Below are 25,383 nucleotides of genomic sequence, written 5' to 3'. Positions count from 1 at the left end.
ATCTTGCTAACCTCAAGTTAAGAAGAGGAAAAAGTGATGAGCAAAGAAATTAATATTACAGAGACCTATCATTATATTAACTGGGTAATTAGATCTTTTCATTTTGATGACAGTACAAAGGAAGACTTAGCCCAAGAGATTATTATAAAAGTTTTAATTAATAAACATAGTTTTGAATCCAGATCTAAATATAAAACATGGGTTTATTCCATCGCTAGAAATCATTGTATTAACTATAAAAAAAGACGCTATGATATATATAAAAAGTTTCAGGACTGGGATGATAATAGCATTATTATGTTACGCTATAATGAAGTAAACTCTGACGAAACGATTTCCCTGATTAGGAAATGTATCAGGGAGTTGCCTTTGATATACCGTATAGTGATTGTTTACTATTTTTTCTATAGTATGAAATATAAAGAGATATCTGAGGAACTCAATGTCCCTATAGGGACAATCAAGTCTCGATTGAATACAGGAAAGAGATTGTTAAAATATAGTATTAGCAGAGAGCTATTTTTTAGGGAATAGGTATCGGAATTTTAACTTCACTATATCGAGAAAAGTACGGTCCCTAATAATCCTTTCCTGTTTTGCTTTATCAACTTGTAATCCCGTATTTTGATGGTGGGTATGTTGTAAGTTGTTCAAACTATCATAAAAGTTTTTATTCTGATTAAGAATATTTACAAGAGTATTCTCTTCTACTTTAAAAACAACTGTATTAGTTAAAGCTATTACATTCGCTGTGCGTTCTTTTCCTGTCATCAGACTTGATTCACCAAAGATGTCGCTCACACCATATCTAGCTAAGGTGATGTCTAGATCCTCGTCTGTTCTATGAGTTATAGATACAACTCCTTCCCCTATTAAGTATAAGTCTCTTTTGATTTCTCCTTGGGTTACGATAACTTGCCCACTTAAATAACTTTCCAGTCTTACCTCTGAAGATAGCATCTCTTTTTCTTTTTGTGTTAGGGCTTTAAAGTAGGGGATATGATTGATTATTAAGGATGGACGGTCTTTTATATAGATAACACTCGCATCCATAACCTGGTTATCCCAAGCGGGACCAATACCAGCAAAGTATAGATGAATCCATATCCGTTGCCACACTTTGTCTTTAGCAGTATTTTTTTCTACATAGTTCTTGATGTAAAAACAGATATTATATTCACATGAAGCTCCAAGGACATTGTTGAAGGATATGTCTGGTGTAGGTGTGAAGAGAATACAATTTGTTGATAGAACTGCATCTCTTAATATCTTTATAACTCTCTGCGGCGCATATTGACTGTGTATCTGGATTGTAATAGTTACAGATTTTGGTTTATCGATGGAACTTAGGTTTATAATATCCATATCTGCTACTTTGTTATTGGGTATTGAAACAATATCATTACTTTCATTCTGCATACTTACTGTTCGCCAATTCATGTCTACCACTTGCCCTTCATATTTCGATCCTATTCTGACATAGTCTCCAATATGAAAGTTCTTTTCGCTTCCCACTACTATTCCTGATAAGATATTAGATAGATTTTCACGTACAGCATAACCTGCTGTAATGGCAATAATTCCTGAAGTCGCCAGTAGGCTATTAATAGACTTATTTAGTATGAATTTAAATATGATAAATGTAGCTATTAGATAAATAACAAAAGCTATTATCTTCTTTAACAGATCTGGAATCCGTTTGCCTTTTTTGATTTCAACAGGTGTCCAAATAAAATAGTTAAAAAACATAATTAGAAAATGTGCCGGCATTAGGACAAAAAAGGCACTATAGATCTTGTCAAGGATATCCGTTGTTTCAACACCAACATACTTAATAAAAATATTTAATAATGGTGTTCTTCCGCAATATAGTGCAATGATGGTAGAGAAGAATTGTAAAACCCAAAAAGTTCTGTGATAAGTCCTTAATCCGCGAAATTGAGCAAAGATATAAGATAGAAACATCACTGATATGGAAATAATTAAGAGCTGTTTTCTTATCTCTTTAGGGATTTGAATTGATTCAAGTAGTTCAATTTGTTTTAGATATACTTCATAGTTAAAGGAGGAAAACCCAATGGACATTGTAGGTGGTGACATATAATCTGGATCACCATATGTAGGTTCATTATAGTCATGTTGATATGTATCATAACCAGCAATGCGTAATCTATATTCAGGACTCAACATTAGTTTTTCTTGATTACTATCAATCGTATTCGTTGTCGCTGATCCTCCTAACATATCAGGAACTAGAATTAAGACATTTCTAGGAAGGTTTTTATGTTTAATTGATATCCCTAATATATGTTTATGGAACTCTGGAGTTTTGGCGGAGAAGTTGAGACGGAAGTTTCCCTTGATATGATATAGTTGGTATTCTATTAATCCATTTTTTTTGTTAACCAATGGCTTCTCTGGTAATATAATGGGGCTTGTACTGTTTAAGAATTCTATATCTTTAATATTTATTTCTCTCTGACTACGAAACCATATATAGAAATCTAAATCAGCAGATTGGCTGTCCATATTGAGGTTGTTGATAGAATTGACTTGTGCTCCTACATACACAATGTCTGTTCTGTACATTTGAACCCCATTGATAGTTATAATATTACCAGAGTTCACTTCCAGATTGCTTATATTTTCAATCTCACTATATTGTTTAAGAGCAGAGATAACACTGTTAGAGCCTTTGTAGGTTCCAATAGTGACTGGTCGTTGTGAGTTTCCTTCTGAATCAAAATAGATATTACCAATGAGACCACTAATACTTTTATTCGGTGTGTTAATATTTGCTAGATATTTTCTTAACTCATATCTATATAAACTCGTTGATTCTGGAACTTCTTTCTGTGATAGATTATTTATGCCCTGTAGTAGAATTTGCGCTGTATCATAACCTAATACAGCTGTCCAGTCTGCATCTTGCTTATATTTTTCTTCATAATTCATATTGAATTTCTGTGCTTCACTGCCTGCGATATCCAGGATAAAGGGAGATGATACTATTATATTTCTGGTGTAATATCCGGGATCCTCTTTTTCTTTAGGATAATTGGCAAAGCCTTGGCTGAATTGTTTTGAAGCAAAGGAATCAGGGCCGATAATTGGATTTGTTATTTTACGGTCCCGTATTTCTTTGATCAAAGCGGCCCCAAGTGCATTGTGGGCTGCAATAAAGATCGGATTCTCTACATTGGTTTCATTATTAAATTGATGAGCGACAATATCATCGATTACTTTGTCCATATTGGTTGGGTCTTTTTGAGATACTTCTATAGGAAATACATCATGTTCTAGATCTATTACTGTTTCTGAAAAGACGTCTTTTAAGCCATTCCCATATGGATCATTCTCATAGATAATTATTACTTCTCTGGCATCTAATATATCACATACATAGTTGGCTAGATATTGCCCTTGTAATTGGTCATTGAATATAGTGCGGAAGTACCAGGGATTATGCTCTGTTATTCTGTCATTCGTTGCTCCTAGGGTTATGGCAGGAACTTTATACTTGGCATATTCTGGTGCAGCTGCTAAGCTTTGACCACTAAAAAAGTGACCTATAACAGCTACATAGTAATCTTCAACTCCAATGTTATGTGCTATTTTCTGTGCTAGGTCAGGGTCTGCATGATCAGATATAAAATCAAAGGTAAACTTATCTTTTGGAATTGATTCCGAGGCCTCTAAATCCTCTAAAGCCATCATTACTCCCCTTCGGATGGATGTGGCTTGTAAAGTTTCTTTATCTTTTTCAAATGGTCCGACCACAGCAATATGGATTTGTTTTGAACCACTATGGCATCCTACTAATAAAGAAAGTAATAACAGAGAGAGTAATTTGATACCTTTGTATGACATTTTGTAACCCTTTTTCTATGATAAGCACAACAGAACTGTATAGGATACGCTATTCTATTGTGCTCTGTATATGAATCTTAAAGAGTTTGTTTAAACTTCTCAAATTCATGTGGATTATTTGTCCATAATCTTGGACAATCCTTCCAACCAACTATGTTATGATGAGTAGTGACATTTGTATTTTTATCTAGTTTATATTGATCTAATAGGGATCTAACAAGTTCACTTGCTGCGTTCAATGTAGCAGAATGAAAATGTCCCTCCTTATCGTAGGCAACCATTTCGATCCCAATAGTGCAATTATTAGGACTTTTGTGTTTATAGTCTTCTGCATAGATCCCAAAAATATCTCTTGCGTAATTTGTATAAAACCTTCCACTTAAAGGATCTTTATGAATATCCTGAAAGTCAGGAACCCCACAATGATAAGCCATCTCATCATTGGGGATGCAATCAATAACTTTACCATCTAGATCTATAATATAATGTGCTGAACCATAGCCATGTTTCCCTTCTTTTCTCATTTCGAACCAATTCCATACTTCTTCAGCAGGCTGATTAGGGACTCCTGTCCAGTGCATTACAATACTCTTTACATTTATTAGTTTTCGACCTGGTCTTGAATAGGGATTTATTGTTAAGGGTTTAGTAATTAATTTCATATTTTGTCTCCTTTTGCATTTTGCAAGCACACCACAGTACATCCAGGGATCTAGCATTGAAGTTGTAATTGTTAAGTATGGTCGATAAGTTGATATGTGATTGTGGAGTCTCAATGGTTAGTAGCATACGGTCACTGTCGATGATAGTCGATTTGTTATGATAGACCGTAGCATCTAAATTAGATATATGAGTTTGATTTAGATAAGTAGATATACTATTCGGCAAAGGAACATTATTAAGAGAACTCAAAATATAATCTTTCGCTTCTCTTCCTTCTTCTCGGCTTTTGATAATTGTTGAATAAGATTCTCTTATGACTCCTTTATTCATAGCATCTGCCATGACTAACATAATTTCTGTATCCCATATGGGAATCCCTTCAGGAGTCCATGAATAGATCTTGATAGAGGCAAAGTTTGATCTACGAAGACAAAAGTTTGCCTGTGATTCTTCTCCTTGACCGAATAATATTAATAGTGCTTTGGGTGGTGACATGCCGTTACTCCTTATATTTACTTATATGAAGATAGACACATGACAGGAATAACTTGTTCGGTATTGATTGAATATTCTCTTCATAAAAAAACTGCCCCTGTGAAGAGACAGTTTTTTTATAAAGAGATATTATCTACTCAACTATTTTTACTGTTTATATCGATAACTCTTTCTGTGGCCACATACAAATTTTGTAGTTTGTCTAATGCTTCTGCACAGGTACTTTTATCCAGACCTAGTTCCAATCCACAATAAGGACAACGTATGACTCTCTTATATAATAATTGCTCAAGGGATAACTTGATTCTGAATTGTTTGCAACCTGGGCATAGGAAGCCTTCAGGGGTGTTGAGATTGGTTGATTCAGCTTTCATTGTCTCCTCCTTTTTCCTGGATATTGCTACCTAGTAAGGATAGCATTTTGGATATTCCTGCAGGAATATCTGCTTGAGTTACGGAGATCTTGACATCAATGTTTGCATTGAGTGATGTAGATTTATTTGATGAGTTTTCAGATTTACTTTTTTGTGGTGCTGCTGCGAGCATTGCCTGCCAATTGAAAGATTTTGAGTTAGGGATTGTGTCTTTAGATGTAGGATTTTCTTTCATTTGTATTTTCTTTTTTTGTGCTGTTTCCTGGCTCATTAGAATTTTTACACCAAATGAAAAATCTGCTTTATCAACTTTTAATAGGGGGAGGGGAATGGCAGATAATGTAGGGATTTTCATTGTTCTTTTTTCTGTAGAACCATTTGAACTTGGTTGTTCATAATCAAAGCTAATATAATCTAGATCGCCAAACTCTGATTCATGATCTGATTTGGGTATAAACCCGAATTGCTTTATGTATTCGACAAATTGCCTGGCCGCCATAAAATCTGCTTCTATAACAGCTGCAATTGGTGCTGAGAATAGATCTTGTAATGGTACTACATTGAATTGACTTTCAGCCATAATCTACTCCTTCCTATTCGTCTTGGGCTATAAGATTGGAACCATTCTTATCAGCTACCCATTTATAGTTACGAACACTAGCCTTGACTTTGATACGTTGTATGACTTGAGGAGACAATTTTCTTAAGATATCACTATCTACTATGATATCGAGGTCGGCCGTTTTATGTTCTACAGATGAATTATCTAAATCTTCATATAGAGAAGTTATTTCATCTTCGATACATTTTGATAAAGCAGTATCAAGTTGATTATCAACTTCTTTTTTGTCCGCAATATAGGCTACATAATCAGGATCTTCGTCGAAGGCTTTATCTATTGTTGCAATTAATGCTTTTGTTAACTTTTCTTTGTAGCGTCTTATCCTGTTTTTTTTGTTTAATAATCCTTTTTTTGCAAAATTCGTTAAGTCAGATAATACATGTTCCATTAATTCTTTTCTTATATGTTCTGATGTAATGATATCACTTAGTTCTTCATCCTCTATGGATTCAGACAATATGTCTGTTGTATTTACCACTATAGATTTGGCTTTACTTCGTAAAAAGGGAGGGCCAGGAATGGCCTCCCTATAAGTACTTTTGTTTTCCTTATTTTTTAGTGCATGTTGTTCTCGAACAGCAAAAGCAAAATCAAATTCTACTTCTGATAAATCAGCATTAGGAACAGGGAAATACCTTAGAAACTTATCGTCATGGTATATCTTACTCATTGAGCAAGATAATTTATTAATCTGATCCTGTGCTTTGTTAAGTGATTCGAGAAAAGACTGTACTACCAATTCGAGTTTCGGCATGGTATTCCCCCTTTTAATCTTTAGTAAAATTAGTTGCTTCTTTTTTGGTTATTTTGTTATTTAAGTTTAAGAAGCTACTAGGATAGAAGCTGATTCTGTCAAAGTCTTGTCATCAACAGTAGCTTCGAAGTTAAGAACAAATCCTTGTAGATTGTCACTCTGTGCTCCATCTGATAAAGAAACAGTTAACAATAACTCACCTTTATCATTTGTTTTGAGTGATGTAATATCTTGTGTCATTTTTATCTTACCTGATGTGACCTTTAGATATGTCCCGATTTTTGAAGTGATATCTGTGCCATCCTTTCCTATTCCTGTTACTGTAATATCTGCTTCTTTCATATTAAGCCCATTGGAATCAGTAAGCTTTAAGGCAAAGGTTACTTCTTTTCCATTGTAGTCCATTACCCCATCATCAGGAGTTAATGTTAACTTGCCTCCTTTTTTTGCCCCAGTTGCTGCACTGGATAGAATGTTTAGTATAGTGGCTAATCCCGCTGGCATATCTGCTTGGGTAGCATGGACTGATACATCTTGTGTGTATTCAACAGAGTATTTTGATTCGGAAGTCGCCTTGGAATCCTTCTTACTTGAGTAACTCGCAGAGGCGGAAACACTCATACTAAAAGGACCCCATCCTATTTTAGCTCTACCTGATGCTGATCCTGATATGTCTTCAGCTGTAGATTCTGAAGTACTTTGTGTTGATGATGCGTTAATAGATGCTTTGAACTGTATGCTAATATCATCCACTACAATCATAGGAATAGGAACAATAGTTAGGATAGGAACAATCAATTTGACTAGTTCCCCATCTTTTTGATAACTAAAAGAAACATTGACAGCACTCTTGTTTCCTTCAGAATCTGTGTTTAGTCCTACATGTTGAATGAATTCCCATGTAGATTGAGCGGCCATTGCTTGTGCTTTGATAGCTGCTTGTAAGGGCCCTCCAATGAGAGCTCCGTAATCTATGCCATTAAGCATGCTTTGTGCCGTAGTGGCTGGAGACGAATCTATTGCCATTTTTTTCACCCCTTATGATTCTTTCTGTTGTGGGAAAGAATCAGTTTTTATGTAACCAGTTGATATAGAGCTCTATTGAACGGTTCAGTTTTCTAGACACATAAAAGAATTTAATTGTTCAGGTGTCTTTAAGTTATGATATAATTAATTATGGGATTATCTAAAAATAGAAGTTTGTGGAATTTAGTCATAGGACAAAGTATATCTGAACTGGGCAATCAATTTGGTTATATTGCTTTAATTGCTGTGATCTATGAACAGACAAGCAATTTTATGAATGTAGGTGTTTTGTTAATCATTAAAGCCACCATACGAATAGTCGTATCACCTGGTGCAGGATTTATTAGTGATCGTATTTCTAGTAGACATATGTTAATTGGGTCTGATCTGATAAGATTTATGTTAACAATATCTATTCTCTTTATCCATAATACTTACATTATTTATATCATAGTGGCTTTAATTACTATGGCCGAAGTATGTTTTACACCCGCTTTTGCGGTGTATTTGACTCAAACAGTAGAAGACCATGAATTGCTGAAGGCAAATGCTTTTTATGCCTTCAGTACAGATTTAATGACCGTAATTGGTCCTGCCCTGGCAGGCGTTACTATATCAATCATTGGTACCCGCTGGGGACTTATTGGTGATAGTCTGACCTTTGGCATCGCGGCTCTGTTTATGTTCTTTATTTCATCAAAAGAAAAAGTAGAGGATATCAAGCTTCAAGGAAGTAAAATGACAATATCTGACTTAAATGGACACATTATTGTTATTCTTATATTGGGTGTTCTCTTAATGCTATATGGGGGAGCTGCTAATGTCTTAATGATGCCCATGGCTCAGTATTTATCAGATGATTTTGAACGAACATTGGGTGTTTTATTTTCCTGTATTGGTACAGGATTTCTTATCGGTTCCTTTCTTGTTCTTAAAAGTGGATTTTCTGTTTTTCAGATGGAGAAAGGAATCTCTTTATCCATGGTCCTATTCGCTTTAGTATCACTAGGATTCACCTTTGGGAATAGTATCATTTTTGTAGGAGTATTTTGTTTGGTTAATGGAATAGCTAATTCTCTTTTCTCTATAAATTCTAATACATTATTAATGAAGTCTTCCCGGCCAGACATTCGGGGAATGATAACGGGTTTAGATAATGCTCTGAGTAATGGGGCCAGTATTATGTCCATGTCTTTAGGTTCTCTCTTATTAGCGTATACAAGTTATCAAAACATATTTAAAGGGCTTATGCTTTTTCCCATATTAGGTTTTTCCTTAATGATTCTTATTAAAAAGCTAGGTAATAATCCTAGCTTTTAGTTTTTCTAACTTTATTATACTGATGAATAATGTCTATGGAATAAATGAGTAGCCCCATCCATATAAGTAAAAAGCTAATCAATCGATGAGAATCAAATGGTTCCTTATATAAAAACACACCTAATATTAAGGTCATTGTCGGGGTTATATATTGTAGAAAACCAATACTTGTTAAAGGAATTCTATTGGCCCCTTCAGCAAATAAAAATAAGGGTACTGTTGTAGCTAATCCCGATAGTATTAAGAGAAGTTTCTTATAACCATGGAGTGTTAGCAAAGCAGAATCTTTACCAGGAAGAATTACTATTATTAATGCTAAAGGGAGAATCATTAGCGTTTCCATAAAAAGGCTATCCTGTGATGACATTTTCAGACGCTTTTTCTGTAAACCATAAAAACCAAAACTAAAAGCTAAAGCAAGGGAGATCCAGGGGAACTGCTTATACATGAGTATTTGATAGATGACACCGGATGTAGCAAGTAGTAAGGCGACCCATCCAGATCTTCCTAATTGCTCTTTTAGGATAAGAACTCCTAGTAGGACAGATATCAGTGGGTTAATATAATATCCTAAGCTGGCTTCAATAATAAAATCATGGGTTACAGAATAAATATAAACACCCCAGTTGATGGTTATGGCAATACTAGCTGTGAGAATAGTTAGTATTTTCTTTTTGTCCCTTAGATATGTTAAATGAGCTTTATTTTTTTTGAATCCTAATAATACTAATAAAAGGACAAAGGACCAAAAAATCCTGTGTCCTAATATTTCTATGGAGGGAACACTTTGTAGAGTCTTCCAATATATAGGGAGTAGCCCCCATGTAATGTAAGCAGATGCTGCGGCTATATACCCTATGTTTTTTTTCATATTTTTACAGAGTGCCTTCTAATTGATTAATAACCTTAAGGCGTTTTATTTTCTTCGTTGTTGTCATCTCCATTGGTTCTTTAAGTATTTTAAATCTGTTAATCTTTTTGTAAGTCACTAATCTTGTGTTTACTTGATCTACTTGTGATTGAAAAAGTTGTTCTAATTCTTTTTCTGACATTTGACTAGATGCTTCTTCTGCTGGGTATATCCATGCTTCAATACCTTCACTTTTTAGCTTCTCATCTTTTATGTATCCCTTAACCAGGATTTGTTCTATTTCTCCAAAAAGTTGGAACTCATCTTCTATTTCTTCAGGATAGACATTCTTGCCCCCCTCAGTAACAATTAAGGATTTCATTCTTCCTGTTATATAGAGATAGTTATCCTTATCTATATAACCCATATCCCCTGTCTTTAGAAAGCCTTGTTCTGTGAATAGGGCTTTAGTGCTTTCTTCATCCTGGAAATATCCTAGACAATTAATAGGCCCTTTGACTTGTATTTCTCCGATGCCATTACTATCCGCATCAGCTATACGGACATCCAAGCGGGGAAGTATTACCCCTACAGATGATTCTTTAAAGGATTTAACAGGATTCAAAGTTATGATAGGTGCCGTTTCTGTCATTCCATAACCTTGAACAAAGTCGATTCCCAATTGGTTAAACAATTTGAAGGTTTCCGGAGCTAAAGGGCCTCCTCCTGATATACATATTCTATTTGTATGAAGGTTCACTTTCTTAAGAATAAAGCCAAACATTTTCTTTCCAATGTTGATCTTTAAATATTTTTTGCAAAAGCCTGAAAAACTCATTAAGCCACGAATGATTCCGTAAACAATAATTCCTTTTTCTCTCAATCCCTTTAAGATTCCGGCGAGGATTTTATTAAATAACAAGGGGATCCCTAAGAACATGGTGACCTTACCCTTATCTAGATCTTTTAGGATTTGTTTAATGGCCATTTTCTTTCCAAATACTACGGAAGATCCATGACCCAATGCTTCAAGAAATACGGCCGTCATGGTGTAAGAATGATGTATTGGTAACAGAGCATAGAACACATCTTTATCATAGATCCGCATGATGTTATGACTTGCTGCAACAAAGACATCTGTTACGAAGTTTCGGTGACTTAGCATAACTCCTTTTTCATTACCTGTTGTTCCAGAAGTGTAGAGTATAGCCGCGACTTTATCTATATCGACCTGGGGGAGTTTAACGGCATCTGCTTCTAATTCGAAGAGATAGTTTGGTTTGCCTGGAGCCAGTGACAGAAGGGGAATATTATCAACTGTAAGGGATAAATCCTTTTCCTTTTCTTCATCTGAGAATAAAAACTTACTCCCGGCAAACTTAACTAAATGGGATATTCTCTCAATTCCTAATTGATAATCAATAGGAACAATAACTCCTCCTGCGTATAGAACCGCTAAATAGGCGCATGCCCATTGGGGTGAGTTTTTTCCTGTTAGTGCAACTCTATCTCCTTCTTTTAATCCTTGAGATATCAGGTAGTAGGCCAGTTTTTTACATTTATTCTGTATTTCTCCATAAGTTAAAACCATTTCCTTAGGGTCAAAAACGAGGAAGGCTTTTTTATCAGGAAAGCGAGCAGCATTAATATCTATGAGCTCATGGATTGCCGGCCATTCATGGGTGAATAACTTCCCCCTATATGGCTCAATAAAATACCAAGAATCTTTCATTCATGGCTCCTTTTGTAGACGTGATTATTACACTTTATCATAGTATAAAGATTTCTTCACGTTTTAATCAAAATCGATTATACTGGCAACGATCATGAAATGTATCCTAATAATAAGTGCCTATTTAATTATTTTTGTATCTCCAGTTACTGTTTTTGGGGATGATCTGACTTTACAGTACTATCTGGATTATTCGAATTGGAACATTGAAGACAACCCTCAAAGACCAGTTGAGATGGAATACCAGACAGAGTCATTGGGGATTGCTCAATTATTAAGAAATTCTCTTAAATCTACTAATATACTGTCTGGTCGGGTTAATGTGAATTTGGTTATAGAATTGCCTGCCGCCAGCCCCACTTTAAGTCTTCAAGTTGGGACTATACCCAGTTCCTGGAGCTTATATCTTAATAATGAATTGTTAGCCTTAAGTCCTGTTGGTTGGGGACATTTGATACCTATCCCTTCCGGTAAATCAGAATTACGTTTACGTTGGTCTATCGATGTAAATAGTGCTTTTGTTCATTCTGATGACTTGTGGGAAGACTGGAAGATCGGCAGCTATGACATGATGAGTAATAATGAACGTATTAACTTATCCTTTCGTTGGTTTCAAGGAGGGATACTTCTCCTCACTGCCCTGTTGTTTTTTGTCTTATTTATTATTCGTCATAAAGAAAAAGGGGCTTTCTATTTTGCTATATTTTCCTTTTTTATGGGATGGAAGCTTGTTAGTAATCAGGAAGTATATCTACCTCCTATTGCTATCCTCTTTGAACGTATATCTCCCATATTTTTTTTACTCATTAATCATCTGGTCAATTTTATTCCTCTTGTAGGGATTATATATTTTCTGAAAACCCAGTTTCCCAATAGTTGGCCTCGTTGGGCTGGTAGGATTGTTTTGTCTGTCTGGTTATTGATCGTGTCCATAGAGATTACTCCTTTTCTCTTACTTGGAGTGGGTGATATTCCCACATTTTATCTGATCCATAATCGGACTTGGTCCTCTATTCTTGAGACATATGCAGCGTTAATGGTGGCCTTTGGTTTATTTCTTATCATTTATGGAGCCAGGTTTAATAAACGAAGGGCCTTGCTGACAATATTGCCTATTATTCCCTTATCCATACTCGTTCCGGTTGTTAACACAATGTACCACTCTCATTCTGGATTATTGCCTTCCGTCTGGTGGGGGAATGCAACAGTTCTTGTCATTTTATCCCAGGGAGGGCTTCTTGTTCATCAGTTTGTACACGCTATCACTTTTATGGAAAATTATAGTAATCGTATGCTCATTCTTAACCGGGCCTATGACCGTTTTGTTCCTCGACAGTATCTGGAAATGTTAGGAAGGAAAGATATTGCTGAAGTTCGATTAGGAGATAAGACTCAAACAAAGATGACCCTTCTCGTGGGTGATATCAAAAACTTCAGTGCCCTTACGGACTCTATGAAACCTGGTGAGGTCATGAATTATGTTAATCAGCTCTATTATGAGATTGGCCCTATTATTAAACAGAATGGGGGTTATATTGAGAGATTTATGGGACATGGATTTAATGCTCTCTTTCCTGATATTTCTTTAGGTGCTGTACAAGCGGCTATGGAAATACAAAATATTATACTTCGTATTAACAAGGAAAGGGTTTGGCAGGATCTACAATTCTCTATGGGAATACATGCTGGTAATGTGATGTTAGGCTGTGTAGGTGAGCCTTCCCGTATGGATGTCACTGTTATTGCAGATGCGGTTAATCAGGCTGAACGTATGCATCATTTATCGCGGATTTTTGGAGCTGCTGTTGTCTTTTCAGAAGTTTTTGTTAATGAAATACATCCTGATCAATATCGTCCTTTAGGAATCTTTAAAGTCAAGGGAAAGAGAAACCCTATAGCGGCTTATCATCTTATAGAAGCAGAACCTCCTATTCTCAAAGCTCGTTATACAAAGACCAAACAGTTAATAGAACAAGCACTTATTGATTATAAGCTAGGCAATTTTTCTGAATGTAAAACGACCTTTAGTAATGGTTTTAGTGAAAATTCTGATGATGGGGTCTGCCAATATTATCTATCAAGATTAAAGGATATTTTTCATAAGACACCTGTACGATGGGATGGCCTTGAGGTTATTGAATGAGTTTGTATTACAGGTTATGGACTCTTAATGCCTCTACTGTCCTTTTAGAAAATCAAAAAAAGAAGTTTCAAAAAATATATGGTTCTTATGGGAGTTGGGGACAACGTTCACATGTTAATGTTGGTCCTCCCAGCAATACAAATGCTTTAATGTATGAAGAACTTCATGAAGCTACAGGGAGAAAAGACTATGACGAGTATTTTGTCCCAATCGTTGTAAAATGTCTTGGTCGTTATTTGCTATGGGATAATCATATCATCAAGAAATTAAAAGAGCCTTATGGGGAGAATGCTCAAGCCATTTTGGATCAATACTGGATTACTGGTTTGGACAACAAAGCTCATGAAAAGGATTCTCTTACCCGAATGAATACCAAAGATAATAAAGGGTATTATGAGATATTATTAGAGGATTCTATCCAGTTTGAAAAAAATCATCCTGGTGATGAGTTAAGACATGTTTTGATTGGGTATAGTCAAGGTGGGTTAGTTGCTCTTTTTCTTGCATGGATTGATGAGAATTTATTTGATAAACAGATTATTGAATCTATCTGTGTCTTCCAAACCCCTGTCCTAGGTTCTCCTTTAGCTAATCCTGATAACAAACTAACTGTGTCCCAGGGGTTTAGTGATATACTATTCAGTATATTAGGGTTATATCACACCGATCCGGGGCTTATGATGATGTATGATGAAGCTCTTGAATACATTCGGCCAAAAGATGGATCTGTTGATTCTATGATTAGGACTTTAGATATGCTGGGTATCGCATTGAAAGCTGATCTGGATAATGATGACAATAATGGATTGAGAATGGAGAATCATTTGCTTAATTTTCGTAAATGGATATCAGGACTTAAAGGTGAGATTGAGTATGCTTTCTCAGATCTTAACAGTTCTAATTTGCTAGACCCTTATTCTGTTCTAAGTCTTGTAAATCATCATAAATTTGAAAAAGTGAAGATAGCCTCCATAACAGGAGCTTCCAGTTCTTTATCTGATATAGTGGAAACAAGCATGAAAAGCAAGAAGCTCAAACTTAGTTTGTTGATTATTAGTCCCGTCTTATCTTTAGGACATATGTTAGGTATTCACTTAATGAGATACATCAATGTATTTGGGAAGACTCTAGAAGCTAATATGCAAAGAGCTGAGTTTTTTTATTCAACTAAAGTATTACGAGACTGTCCTCATGAAGATAATGAGCTTATCTTAAGAGCGGAGAGGGAGAGAAAAAATAGAATGAATCAAGGACGGGGAATAGGAGATCTCATAATACCAGTATCCTATCAAAGTACTAAGCATATTCAAAGAAGCCATCCCACTTTAGAATGGGAAAATCCCTGGGCAAGTCATTACACTGGATTTCGCCCAAATACATTGGCTGGTAAAGCCAATATCAAAACTATCTATCGATTTTTAAAGCGTATGCATCGTTTAAAATAACAATGTATATGGAGAAAATAGAGTTAATCTTATAGAAAACTTGCAATTCTCCCTTGTCGTGGGAATTGATTAAACCATGGAGCTATACTATTCTGTGGTTGCATATTGAATATAAGTCTAAATTTATTCAATTATGGTACTTAAAGCAAAAGGAGTTATTGTGTCAGACATGCTCATTAAGAAGTTGGAAAATAATGACCGTATCGGTATTGTTAACCGAGGCGAAGCAGCACTTCGTTTCATTCGCGCTGTAAAAGAGTATAATGCATTACACGGGACAGATCTTAAGACTGTTGCTTATTATATAGATAAGGAGGAGCATGCTCCTTTCGTTAAGATGGCTGATGATAGCTTAGCATTATCAGCCCTGTCCTCCTTCCCAGGTAAGCAAAAAAGCCCGTATCTTGATCATGAATTAATGTTAGAAGCTATCAAAACCAGTGATTCTCAAGCAATTTGGGTCGGTTGGGGATTTGTTTCAGAAGATTCTATCTTTGCTGAAAAGGTTGAACAAGCTGGAATAGTCTTTATGGGGCCAAGTTCAAAAGCCATGGCAGAACTAGGTGATAAAATTACGGCCAAGGAAATAGCAGAGAAAGCTGATGTTCCTATCCTTCCATGGAGTAAGAAATCTGTTGATAGCTTAGAAGAAGCAAAGAAAATATCAAAAGATATTGGATATCCTGTTATTGTTAAGGCCAGTAATGCCGGTGGTGGTAGGGGAATCCGTTTTGTTAGGACTCCTGAAGAATTAGAATCACAATTTAAATCTGCTAAAGAAGAAACGATTAGAATAACCGGAAATGATATTGTATTTATAGAAGCTCTCGTAGAGAAAGGACGTCACTTAGAGGTTCAATGTTTAGCGGATGCTCATGGTAATGTGAATACTTTTGGAGTTCGGGATTGTTCTGCCCAACGTAAGAATCAAAAAATCATTGAAGAGACACCACCAGCTGGATTTGACACAGAAGTAATGGAAGCTATGCAGGCAGCTGCTGCCAGACTTATTAAGGCCGCAGGTTATGTTGGTGCAGGAACTGTTGAATATTTGTATGACCTCAATCGAAAACAGTTCTTCTTTATGGAAGTTAATACCCGATTACAAGTAGAACATCCTATTACAGAAACCCTCTATAGTATTGACCTTGTCAAAGGTCAGATTGATGCGGCATTAGGTAATGTTGTTGATCTATCAGATCGACAGCCAAATGGCTGGGTAATGGAAGTTCGGTTGAACGCAGAAGATCCTGATAGAGACTTTAGTCCAGCTCCCGGTTTGGTAGAATTATTTAAAGCTCCATCCGGGCCTGGTATTCGAATCGATTCTGGTATTGAGCAAGGTTCGGATATTCCAAGTGAATTCGACTCTATGGTCGCTAAGATCATAGCCTCTGCTCCAACCAGAGAAGAGACCATGGCTCGTCTCAAGAGAGCTCTTAAAGAATTACGTATAAAAATTCAGAATGGTACAACCAATAGATCTTTTCTACTTGAACTTCTTGATAATCCAGAGGTGAAAAAGGGCGGTATTCATACAGGCTTTGTAGAAGATCTTATCAAAAACAGAAAAATTATTGCTGAACCAGACTTAGTTGAAGTTGCTCTCATGGCAGGTGCTGTTGAGATGTATATTAAGGAATCCAAAGAAGAGTTTCTTAACTTCCAGGAACAAATTCAGCGAATGGGCCGACCCCGTTATGCTCTAAAAGCAGAAGGTCATGAAGTTAATATATCTTCTCAGGGTAATACTTATAATTTCCTCGTTCGTTATGTAGGTGATCATCACTATCATTTATCGATTGATGATAAAACTTTGGTTTGCCAGTATCAAGTTCTAGATCAGGAATCTGTACTTACAGTCAATGGAAAGACTCATAATATCCTTATTATACCTCGTGGTGATACTTTACAATGTGAAGTAGATGGTTCTCCTGTCTTCCTTGAAAGCGAATCAGGGGGATATGTTAAATCTCCTTCTCCCTCTGTTGTCTTATCTGTGAATGTCAAAGAGAACGATAGAGTGAAGAAAGGTGATATTCTTCTAATCCTTGAAGCCATGAAGATGGAAATGCTTGTAGAAGCTCCTTCTGATGGTATTGTAAAAGAGATTTGTGTTATACCTGGGGCTCAAATAGCTGCAGGACAATCTCTTGTTCAAATCGAGGTGGAAGGGGAAGAAGAGCAAAGTCATTCTGAAGTAGACCCTGTTCCCTTTAATCAATGTTCCAATTGTGAAAAAGATATATGGTCTGGTATAAAAAAGGATTTTAAAGCCCTTTTCCTTGGATATGATTCTAGAGGGGAATTTAAAAGTTCTCTCGCTGCAATGGTTGAGTACTCTGAAGAGCATCCCCATCTTAAAGACGATTTAGTTCAAACATTCATTCAAGCTCTAGGCTACTATTATAGAATTGAGCGTCTATTTATTAGTAAAGAAGTAGAAGCTGATACCTTTAGTCGTCCTGTAACATACCAGGAAATGCTAAGTCATTATTTTAGGAGATCTCAAGATAAAGAGAAGGGATTGCCACAGGAATTCCTTGATATGCTTGATGAGATGAAAGCCTGTTATCCTTCACTCGATGGGGATACAGAAGGCATTAACATTGCATTGTATTATGCCTTTAGAAGTAGAACTTCCATTGATACAAAGCAAAAAGCTATTCTAAAAGTTCTTGAAGCTATTGAAGTAATGGATATTGATCGAGAGTATCATAACGAATTGTCCAAGAATATTGATGCTATTATTGAGCTATCCCAAACAACGGCTCAGAGTTTAGCTGATGCTGCTATTCATGCGCGGTATCGTGTTATTGATATTCAGAAACTGGAAGATCTTAAGAAGGAAAATTATAAAACTTTACAGGAGATGGTTGAGCAATTAGCCAAGTCCAAGAATATCGATGCTTATATCAATAAGCTCGTAGATTCCAGTCCGTATATTATGTATGACATTTTAGGATTGTTTAACAAAAAGGATGAACAAATTAGCCAAATCGCTCTACAAGTTTTAGCAGAGCGTCAAAATAGAGATAGAAAGGTTATTGCTAGTGAAGGATTACTCTGCGGAGAAACTTTCCTCCATAAGGTGGTAAGTACCTATGAGGGAAAGGAGAGAAGTTCTTTAAATGTCTATCTAACAGATAAAGACCTAACGAAAACCTTGCCTATTCAAAAATGGTTAGATCATGTCAAAGTCGGTGAGAAAGTAGAAGTTTGTCTATTTATTCATTGTGAAGGTTCAAAAGACTCTTTAGATATCTTCCATGATCAAGTGAGGACTGATGCTTTCAAAGCAGATTGGTTATCAGTCGGCATATTCACAACCGCAAGAACTCATAGTTATCGTAGTTATACCTGGAATGAGGGGCTTGTTGAAGATGAATTGAGGAGAGGGTTTAGTCCTCTTCAATTCCGAGAGTTACGAGTACGCCGACTGATGAACTTCAATTTGAATATCCTGTATCAGAATGAAGGGGTATTTTTATTAGAAGCTACATCAAAAGAAAATCCTAAAGACATACGTTTGATTGGATTAGCGGATGTATCTGAGATTGAACCTGAGTTAAATGAAGACGATGACATCAACAGATTGGTTATGTTTGAAACTCATCTTTTAGAAGCTATTTATGTAATGCGAGCCGCTCAGGCAAGGTATCGGTACCGTTTACAGTGGAACCGGATCATTATGTACAACAGAACTTTGTTGGGAATTAGAACAAAACAATTAGAAATGTATGGTCAGAAGTTAACCGCTAGAACAAAAGACCTGGGTGTTGAAAAGCTTGTTGTCTATACCAGACGCAAACGCTGGAGTGAAAAAGTAATCAGGGAGTTAGAATTAAACTTCCTTACTGTAACCCAAGATCAATTCAGCTTGAGAGTGAGAACTCCTTCCTCTCAACCTTTAGCTACATTGGATAGCTATGTGTCCAAGGTTGTTAAGGCCAGACAAAGGAATACCGTTTATCCTTATGAAATCATTAAGATGTTGACCTCTGCAGGTTTTTCCAGGGATCAGGAAACCCTTAAAGGAGAATTCCAGGAATACGACGTAAGGTATGTCTCTAGTAAGGAAGAACAGGAGACTATATGTGTTTCTGATAGAGCTCCTGGTGAGAATGACTCTAATGTTATTTTTGGTATCATCACTAATTATGATGATTCTCTTGAAGTACCTATTAAACGAGTCCTCATCCTGGCTGATCCAACAAAGGATTTAGGTTCTCTATCTGAACCTGAATGTCGTAGAATTAATGCTGCGATCGACTTGGCTGATGAAATGAACTTACCAGTAGAATGGCTTCCTATTTCCTCCGGGGCCAAGATTAATATGGAAAGTGGTACTGAAAACTTAGACTGGACTGCTGTAACTCTTAAGAAAATTATAGAGTTTACTCAGAAAGGTGGAGAGATCAATATCATTGTAACAGGGGTCAATGTAGGAGCACAGTCTTATTGGAATGCTGAAGCTACCATGCTAATGCACACTAAAGGTCTCTTAATAATGACAGAGGAAGCTTCCATGTTGCTTACAGGTAAAAAGGCATTGGATTTTGCTGGATCCGTATCTGGTGAAACCAATCTAGACATCGGTGGAGCTGAGAAGATCATGGGACCAAATGGACAATCTCAAATCAAAGTGTCCAACTTAGCGGCCGCTTATCAAGTCTTATTTGAGCATTATCGATATACCTATGTGTCACCTGGTGAAGTATATCCAAGCCGCCGTGTTAGTATTGACCCTGTAGATCGTGATATTACCGTTACTCCCTATAAGGATTTTCTGGGACAAGGTTTTGAGACTATTGGAGATATATTCAGTCTAGAAAAGAATGGAGAAAGAAAAAAACCATTTGATGTTAGACAGGTTATGAATGCTTTGATTGATTCTGATTCTGGATATTTGGAACGATGGAGAAATATGCAGGATGCTGATACCTCCATTGTTTGGGAAACTCAAATAGGTGGGTATCCTGTGGGAATGATTGGAATAGAAAGTCGTAATTTAAGTCGTGTAGGATCTATCCCTTTTGATGGTCCTGAGAGTTGGAATGGAGGAACTCTATTCCCTAAAGCAAGTAAGAAAATTGCGAGAGGTATTAATGCCTATTCCAGGAGACTTCCTTTAGTAATCGTTGCGAACTTGTCTGGTTTTGATGGATCACCTGAGTCACTCAGAAGATTGCAATTGGAGTATGGTGCAGAAATCGGCAGAGCTATCGTTAACTTTGAAGGTCCAATAGCTTTCGTTGTTACTTCAAGATATCATGGAGGTGCCTATGTTGTATTCTCCAAGTCTCTTAACCCGAACTTAAAATCTGCAGCGATACAAGGATCTTATGCCTCTGTTCTTGGTGGAGCTCCAGCTGCGGCGGTTGTTTTCCCAAGGGATGTATTGAAAGATACTTACTCTGATCAACGAATCATTGATAAGCAGGAAGAGCTTAATCAAAAGAAATGTAGTCAAAAAGATTTTGACACCTTATTTTCTAAGGTTAAAAATGAGAAGCAGACTGAACTTGGTCAACGCTTTGATAAGATTCATTCTGTTGAGAGAGCTAAATCAGTAGGTTCTATTGATGATATAATCACTGCCAAGCAAATGCGTCCTTATGTTGTTCGTGTTGTAGAGAATGGCATGAAGAAATATAAGAAATAAATCTAAATCAGAAAAGCTGCCTGAGGGCAGCTTTTTTTCTTTCTCCATTGATGTCTCAACCAATATCCATATGCTTAGTAATAGATGTTTACTTAAAGGGATTGTCTATGAGTAATAATGGATATCGTTTTTCAGTACTAACTTTATTGAAAGCTACCTATATTATGTTTTTTATTCTTTTTGGTAGTCTTAATCTATTCATAATTAATGAGATGCGGGATATAGGGGAGTTAACAGAATTAACTTATAACCATCCTTTCTCAGTCAGCAACGCCTTACTAAGAATACAATTAAATATTGAGAAAATAAAGAGAGCTATTGCTGAATCTCCTCATTGGAACCAAAGCCAAGAAGAGCTATATCTGGCCCAGATAAAAGAATGGGACAAACTCATTGAAGATGATTTTTCTGTTGTAAAGGAAAGATTTCTTGGTGATATGGACAGAATGAACATCGCCTACAGGGAATATGAAAAATGGCGGAGCTCTCGTGAATCACGTATAAATCAGTATATGGAATCAGGCGGGGGTATATCAACATTTGGTTCCATGAATAATCAGCTGGTTTTTGAAAGGGAAATGGAGTATCTAAGTGTTTTTGCTCAAAATAAAGCTTCAGAATATCTGAATAGTTCACATGTTAAGTCAGATAAAAGTATAACCCTAGCCTATATATTAACATTTGCTGCTTTAGTTATTGGGTTTCTAATTATTCTTAATCTCATCACAAGCATTCGAAATCCACTGGGGGTCTTGATACATGCTGTAGAAGATATAGAGAAGGGTCTTTTTGACCAACAAGTTTTTCTAGGTGAAGGGAGTAAGGAATTTGTCCTCTTAGCGGATGGGTTTAATAAGATGGTCAAAAAAATAAAAAGTTCCTATAAGGGCTTGGAAGATCAGGTTCAACAAAGAACTTTGGAACTCGAAAATACTCTATCAGAACGGGATAATTTATTTAGAGAGCTATATCATAGAACCAAAAATAATTTACAAGTTATTTCTTCTATCTTATCCCTTAAGGCAGATGAAACAGACAAAAAAGAGATAAAGACTGTTATATGGGATTTAGAAAAAAAGGTACAGTCTATGGCATTAGTTCATCAAATGCTATACCGCTCAGATGATTTGTCTCATATCTATCTGGATAAGTATATTGCTGAATTATTGGCTCTTATAATAGGTTCTTTTGATAGAAGTGATTTAAATATCTCTCTTAATACCAAATTAGAACACATACCTTTAGTTCTTGATTATGCTGTTCCTTGTGGATTGATCATGAATGAATTAATCACTAATTCCATTAAGTATGCCTTCCCCAATTTAACAGAGGGAGAAATATTTGTATCAGCAAAATACAATGGGAATGGTTATATTACTATTGAGTATCAGGATAATGGCGTTGGTCTTCCTTCAGATTTTTCTTTGGAAGAATCTCAGTCTTTGGGATTCCTGTTGATTAAGACAATAGCAGAAAACCAAATGAATGGGACTGTCCTTTTTGATGGGAGTAAAGGAATGTACTGTAAAGTAGAGTTTGTCGACACTCATTACAGTTCTTGAGTTTTCTTTTTCTTCGGTTTAGGTAGGGGGAGTTCTTTAGCTGTAAGGTAGATCAATTCTGTTAACCATTCTTTATCATCAATCCGGTCTTCTATCAAAAAGCTTGGTTTAGCACCTTTATATGCAGGATGTTCTTGTGGTTCACCAATGAATTGCCTACCCGCATTTGTGGGTTTGACGAATAATTGATTGTCACATACTAGGGCAACCACTTTCCTATCACAGTATAGAGCATATTCTCCAAACATCTTTCGATAAGTAATCTGTCCCGCCTCTTTAACTTGCTCTGCAATGTAACTCATATAGTCAATATCACTAGCCATGGATTAATCTCCTAAGAACCTTATATATGAGATCTTCATTCTGTAGTAATTCGATATGATTAACATCAGGAATGATATCTATTTTTATTTTGCTATTGCTATGAGGGGTAAGAATCTTATCCTCGAATGGTCGTACCATATTAGGACTGATATGGGTATCTAGTTCTCCTAGAGTGATGTGGTAATTTAAATTCTTATCAGAAGGAAGTTGTCTTGTCATGGGATCAAACTGATCCTTATACCACTGAGATAGGAACGAGGGCGATCCTTGAGGGATTATCTTATTTGAATCAAAGACTTCAGTCATCCCTGGTCGTGTCCAATCCGGCGTTGAACCAAGGGCTGCAACTTTGCTTATTCTCGCATCTACTAAGGATAAACTAATAGCAATGTCACCTCCCATTGAGAGCCCTCCCGCTAGAACCTGGGGGGATAATGGTAATTCCTTTAAACACCAATCTATGGCTTTCATGGAATCTAAGATCGTTCTACCTAATATTTCCCACATATAGGTTCTAAAATTGCTAAACACTAATTGATGTAGATCCTTGGGACTCAGTCGAGATCTTCCGCCATGTCTGTAGGGATCAATACTTAAGGCATGATACCCTTGGCTAGCTAAGTAATCCAGGTGAGGTTTTACCCCTTCTTTCGTTCCTCCTAAATAAGGTAGCCATAATACTAATTGCTTCTTATGCAGAGTTTCCTTCTGAGGTAAGACTAAAAGTACATCAAGTTCATCAATTGTTTGTGTCGCCATAAGATCCATTTTAAGAACTAACAAAGAACAAAACAAGCAGGGAATTAGGCAGTATTTAAATAAGAGTAATAATCATTCCTTTTACTATTATTATTGCAGTCAATTCGAAAAGGTTACAAATCACACAGCGAATTATCATCTATATGTTGGCTAAGTAGTAGTATTTGTTTTTCATCTGATATATGTAGACCATTAATGCCAAACTGTTTTGCCATATCTATGTTGGATTTACGATCATCAATAAATAAAATTTCTTCTCCCGTTTTTATACCAAAGTGTTCCAAAACCTTGTACCAAAATTGGGGGCTTATTTTTCTAAAGCCTAAATCAGAAGAGATGAACCAACCATCAAAATAACAGGACAGATTCATCTTATATAATAGATAAGATTTCCGGTTTTGGTCTTGATCAGTAGCTAGATAACATTTGTACCCTTGTTTACGTAAGTTTAATATCCGGATGAGTAATTCCTTATCTAAATATTTCTGTTCAAAATCGTTCTTACTGTCATAAAATTCTTTTGGAGTTAATTGCCAACCCAATTTTTCCAGATAGGGTGTTATCGCCCTAAGAGGATCTTGTTCTCCTGTCAAACAGGCTGTCCCCTCATGATAGAATTGCTGTAGTACACTAGTTGCATTAGGTAAAATTCGTTCTTCCAGAAATTGTTCATAATACATAGTAGGCCTGAGAAGTACACCATCAATGTCAAAGAGTATGTATTTCATATATATCATTCTATACTTGATCTGCTTATCTGACAAACGAATAGAAGGAAAGAAATGTTTGATCGAACGGCCTCGGTATACTTAATGGTCAAGGTATCACCACAAAGCCATAAGTTCTTTGTGGTGATACAAATATCTAGAATAGTTGCGCTTTGCCTTCTACTTTCACCTCTACTGATAATCCTGGTAATAATTGAAAATCAGAAGGAATATTATGGAATTGAATCTTTACAGGTACTCTTTGAGTCGTTTTGGTAAATTCACCAATTTGAAAGGCAGGAGCCACGATCCCGGGATAAACCTTGTCCACTGATCCCAATAGTGTTTGGTGGGGGAGGGCATCAACAGTAATTCTTACTGTTGCACCTTCCTTTATTCGGTTGATCTTTGTTTCTTTTATATTGGCTATAACCCAAAGTTTATCCAAATTATTAACTGTTAAGATGGTTTGGCTGGGTTGAACCACGTCTCCTTCTTCCTGTTCAATGGTATCTATAATTCCATCTATTTGTGAAGGAATTCTGGTGTTCATCAGCTGAGCTTCTATGACCCCAATCTGAGCTTGGGAAGTGTCAACCTGGGCTTGCATTACATTGTATTGTGCCTTTGCTGCCTCTAAAGCGCTTACTGCATGATCATAGCTTTCTTTTGTAGTGGCTCCACTTTTGTATAGACCTTTTATTCTGTCATAGTCATCACTAGCTTTATCTTGATTGATTTGTGCAAGTAGTAGGTTTTTACGGGCATAAACCAAAGAGGCTTGTGCCTGTGTTTGCTGGGCTTTAAGATCTGTAGAGTCAAGTTCTATAAGGATATCACCTGCATTAACTTTATCACCTTCTTTGACATTAATTTTACTAATTCTCCCAAGCATCTTTGAACTTAGGTTAAATTGTTTTCCATCAATAGAGGCATCATCGGTGCTTACATACTTGAGTGTGTCAATTGTCTTTGTAATACCCCAAGCTGCAACTGCCAAGACAACGATAATAACAATAATTCGACTAACTATTTTAGGCTCTTTACGCCCTTTTTTTTCTTTTTCCATTCT

General features: G+C 36.2%; 19 protein-coding genes. 6 read left to right on the top strand and 13 right to left on the bottom strand.

The genetic code is table 11. The features are described from left to right. The first annotated feature begins 36 nt into the window (after positions 1–36). Positions 37–534, top strand: a complete 498-nt coding sequence (locus K345_RS0114775) for an RNA polymerase sigma factor (protein WP_028974825.1) — start codon at positions 37–39, stop codon at positions 532–534. Here the strand turns inward: K345_RS0114775 and K345_RS0114770 are convergent. From K345_RS0114770 to K345_RS21290, 7 genes are all read right to left on the bottom strand, one after another. After that, positions 517–3,870: an ABC transporter substrate-binding protein gene (locus K345_RS0114770; RefSeq protein ID WP_028974824.1), complete on the bottom strand. Its 3,354-nt coding sequence runs from the start codon at positions 3,868–3,870 to the stop codon at positions 517–519. The two genes, K345_RS0114775 and K345_RS0114770, sit on opposite strands and share 18 nt — an antisense overlap. Before the next feature lie 77 nt (positions 3,871–3,947). Next, positions 3,948–4,532 (bottom strand): peptidoglycan recognition protein family protein, encoded by a 585-nt coding sequence (locus K345_RS21295; RefSeq protein WP_053228349.1) that lies wholly within the window; start codon positions 4,530–4,532, stop codon positions 3,948–3,950. After that, positions 4,516–5,028 carry a putative adhesin gene (locus K345_RS0114760; RefSeq protein ID WP_028974823.1) on the bottom strand — a complete coding sequence of 171 codons (513 nt, stop codon included), beginning with the start codon at positions 5,026–5,028 and terminating at the stop codon, positions 4,516–4,518. The genes K345_RS21295 and K345_RS0114760 overlap by 17 nt, the downstream gene beginning before the upstream one ends. A 137-nt stretch (positions 5,029–5,165) precedes the next feature. Further along, entirely contained in the window at positions 5,166–5,402 is a 237-nt protein-coding gene (locus K345_RS0114755) for a hypothetical protein (protein WP_028974822.1), read from the bottom strand. Further along, entirely contained in the window at positions 5,392–5,982 is a 591-nt protein-coding gene (locus K345_RS0114750; protein ID WP_028974821.1) for a DUF2589 domain-containing protein, read from the bottom strand. Before K345_RS0114750 ends, K345_RS0114755 begins: the two co-directional genes overlap by 11 nt. A gap of 13 nt (positions 5,983–5,995) precedes the next feature. Then, positions 5,996–6,778 (bottom strand): hypothetical protein, encoded by a 783-nt coding sequence (locus K345_RS0114745; RefSeq protein WP_028974820.1) that lies wholly within the window; start codon positions 6,776–6,778, stop codon positions 5,996–5,998. A 66-nt stretch (positions 6,779–6,844) separates the two neighbouring features. Continuing rightward, entirely contained in the window at positions 6,845–7,804 is a 960-nt protein-coding gene (locus K345_RS21290) for a DUF2589 domain-containing protein (RefSeq protein ID WP_053228348.1), read from the bottom strand. A gap of 150 nt (positions 7,805–7,954) precedes the next feature. On the opposite strand from K345_RS21290, the gene K345_RS0114735 reads away from it, so the two are divergent. Next, a complete protein-coding gene (locus K345_RS0114735) occupies positions 7,955–9,124 on the top strand; it encodes an MFS transporter (protein ID WP_028974819.1) in 1,170 nt (389 codons plus the stop codon). Here K345_RS0114735 and rarD read toward each other — a convergent pair. Beyond that, positions 9,114–9,995 (bottom strand): EamA family transporter RarD, encoded by an 882-nt coding sequence (gene rarD / locus K345_RS0114730; RefSeq protein WP_028974818.1) that lies wholly within the window; start codon positions 9,993–9,995, stop codon positions 9,114–9,116. The genes K345_RS0114735 and rarD overlap by 11 nt on opposite strands. 4 nt (positions 9,996–9,999) lie before the next feature. After that, on the bottom strand, positions 10,000–11,706 hold the full coding sequence (locus tag K345_RS0114725; RefSeq protein WP_028974817.1) for an AMP-binding protein: 1,707 nt from the start codon (positions 11,704–11,706) through the stop codon (positions 10,000–10,002). A 94-nt stretch (positions 11,707–11,800) separates the two neighbouring features. Between K345_RS0114725 and K345_RS0114720 the strand changes: the two genes are divergently transcribed. From K345_RS0114720 to K345_RS0114705, 4 genes are all read left to right on the top strand, one after another. Continuing rightward, positions 11,801–13,849 carry an adenylate/guanylate cyclase domain-containing protein gene (locus K345_RS0114720; protein WP_028974816.1) on the top strand — a complete coding sequence of 683 codons (2,049 nt, stop codon included), beginning with the start codon at positions 11,801–11,803 and terminating at the stop codon, positions 13,847–13,849. Next, a complete protein-coding gene (locus tag K345_RS0114715) occupies positions 13,846–15,294 on the top strand; it encodes a hypothetical protein (RefSeq protein ID WP_028974815.1) in 1,449 nt (482 codons plus the stop codon). The genes K345_RS0114720 and K345_RS0114715 overlap by 4 nt, the downstream gene beginning before the upstream one ends. Before the next feature lie 133 nt (positions 15,295–15,427). Further along, positions 15,428–20,959, top strand: a complete 5,532-nt coding sequence (locus tag K345_RS0114710; protein WP_083963791.1) for an ATP-binding protein — start codon at positions 15,428–15,430, stop codon at positions 20,957–20,959. Positions 20,960–21,066: 107 nt separating this feature from the next. After that, positions 21,067–22,521, top strand: a complete 1,455-nt coding sequence (locus tag K345_RS0114705; protein ID WP_028974813.1) for a histidine kinase dimerization/phosphoacceptor domain -containing protein — start codon at positions 21,067–21,069, stop codon at positions 22,519–22,521. Here the strand turns inward: K345_RS0114705 and K345_RS0114700 are convergent. From K345_RS0114700 to K345_RS0114685, 4 genes are all read right to left on the bottom strand, one after another. Continuing rightward, the gene (locus tag K345_RS0114700; protein ID WP_028974812.1) at positions 22,509–22,844 is read right to left on the bottom strand and encodes a TfoX/Sxy family protein; all 336 of its coding nucleotides are present in this window, start codon (positions 22,842–22,844) and stop codon (positions 22,509–22,511) included. The two genes, K345_RS0114705 and K345_RS0114700, sit on opposite strands and share 13 nt — an antisense overlap. Continuing rightward, the gene (locus tag K345_RS0114695) at positions 22,837–23,604 is read right to left on the bottom strand and encodes an alpha/beta hydrolase family protein (protein WP_028974811.1); all 768 of its coding nucleotides are present in this window, start codon (positions 23,602–23,604) and stop codon (positions 22,837–22,839) included. Before K345_RS0114695 ends, K345_RS0114700 begins: the two co-directional genes overlap by 8 nt. A 113-nt stretch (positions 23,605–23,717) precedes the next feature. Then, the gene (locus K345_RS22495) at positions 23,718–24,332 is read right to left on the bottom strand and encodes an HAD family hydrolase (protein WP_169714819.1); all 615 of its coding nucleotides are present in this window, start codon (positions 24,330–24,332) and stop codon (positions 23,718–23,720) included. 136 nt (positions 24,333–24,468) lie between these two features. Next, positions 24,469–25,380, bottom strand: coding sequence for an HlyD family secretion protein (locus tag K345_RS0114685; RefSeq protein ID WP_028974810.1), 912 nt, complete (start codon positions 25,378–25,380; stop codon positions 24,469–24,471). Positions 25,381–25,383: the final 3 nt, after the last annotated feature.

It is taken from the genome of Spirochaeta cellobiosiphila DSM 17781, assembly GCF_000426705.1.
GTDB lineage: Bacteria > Spirochaetota > Spirochaetia > DSM-17781 > DSM-17781 > Spirochaeta_E > Spirochaeta_E cellobiosiphila.
This window is presented reverse-complemented; position numbering and strand designations above follow the sequence as displayed.

What these genes read in the sequence shown, in the direction of transcription:
- K345_RS0114775 (WP_028974825.1), top strand. Translation starts at nt 37, where the DNA reads ATGAGCAAAGAAATTAATATTACAGAGACCTATCATTATATTAACTGG.
- K345_RS0114770 (WP_028974824.1), bottom strand. Translation starts at nt 3,870, where the DNA reads ATGTCATACAAAGGTATCAAATTACTCTCTCTGTTATTACTTTCTTTA.
- K345_RS21295 (WP_053228349.1), bottom strand. Translation starts at nt 4,532, where the DNA reads ATGAAATTAATTACTAAACCCTTAACAATAAATCCCTATTCAAGACCA.
- K345_RS0114760 (WP_028974823.1), bottom strand. Translation starts at nt 5,028, where the DNA reads ATGTCACCACCCAAAGCACTATTAATATTATTCGGTCAAGGAGAAGAA.
- K345_RS0114755 (WP_028974822.1), bottom strand. Translation starts at nt 5,402, where the DNA reads ATGAAAGCTGAATCAACCAATCTCAACACCCCTGAAGGCTTCCTATGC.
- K345_RS0114750 (WP_028974821.1), bottom strand. Translation starts at nt 5,982, where the DNA reads ATGGCTGAAAGTCAATTCAATGTAGTACCATTACAAGATCTATTCTCA.
- K345_RS0114745 (WP_028974820.1), bottom strand. Translation starts at nt 6,778, where the DNA reads ATGCCGAAACTCGAATTGGTAGTACAGTCTTTTCTCGAATCACTTAAC.
- K345_RS21290 (WP_053228348.1), bottom strand. Translation starts at nt 7,804, where the DNA reads ATGGCAATAGATTCGTCTCCAGCCACTACGGCACAAAGCATGCTTAAT.
- K345_RS0114735 (WP_028974819.1), top strand. Translation starts at nt 7,955, where the DNA reads ATGGGATTATCTAAAAATAGAAGTTTGTGGAATTTAGTCATAGGACAA.
- rarD (WP_028974818.1), bottom strand. Translation starts at nt 9,995, where the DNA reads ATGAAAAAAAACATAGGGTATATAGCCGCAGCATCTGCTTACATTACA.
- K345_RS0114725 (WP_028974817.1), bottom strand. Translation starts at nt 11,706, where the DNA reads ATGAAAGATTCTTGGTATTTTATTGAGCCATATAGGGGGAAGTTATTC.
- K345_RS0114720 (WP_028974816.1), top strand. Translation starts at nt 11,801, where the DNA reads ATGAAATGTATCCTAATAATAAGTGCCTATTTAATTATTTTTGTATCT.
- K345_RS0114715 (WP_028974815.1), top strand. Translation starts at nt 13,846, where the DNA reads ATGAGTTTGTATTACAGGTTATGGACTCTTAATGCCTCTACTGTCCTT.
- K345_RS0114710 (WP_083963791.1), top strand. Translation starts at nt 15,428, where the DNA reads ATGGTACTTAAAGCAAAAGGAGTTATTGTGTCAGACATGCTCATTAAG.
- K345_RS0114705 (WP_028974813.1), top strand. Translation starts at nt 21,067, where the DNA reads ATGAGTAATAATGGATATCGTTTTTCAGTACTAACTTTATTGAAAGCT.
- K345_RS0114700 (WP_028974812.1), bottom strand. Translation starts at nt 22,844, where the DNA reads ATGGCTAGTGATATTGACTATATGAGTTACATTGCAGAGCAAGTTAAA.
- K345_RS0114695 (WP_028974811.1), bottom strand. Translation starts at nt 23,604, where the DNA reads ATGGCGACACAAACAATTGATGAACTTGATGTACTTTTAGTCTTACCT.
- K345_RS22495 (WP_169714819.1), bottom strand. Translation starts at nt 24,332, where the DNA reads ATGAAATACATACTCTTTGACATTGATGGTGTACTTCTCAGGCCTACT.
- K345_RS0114685 (WP_028974810.1), bottom strand. Translation starts at nt 25,380, where the DNA reads ATGGAAAAAGAAAAAAAAGGGCGTAAAGAGCCTAAAATAGTTAGTCGA.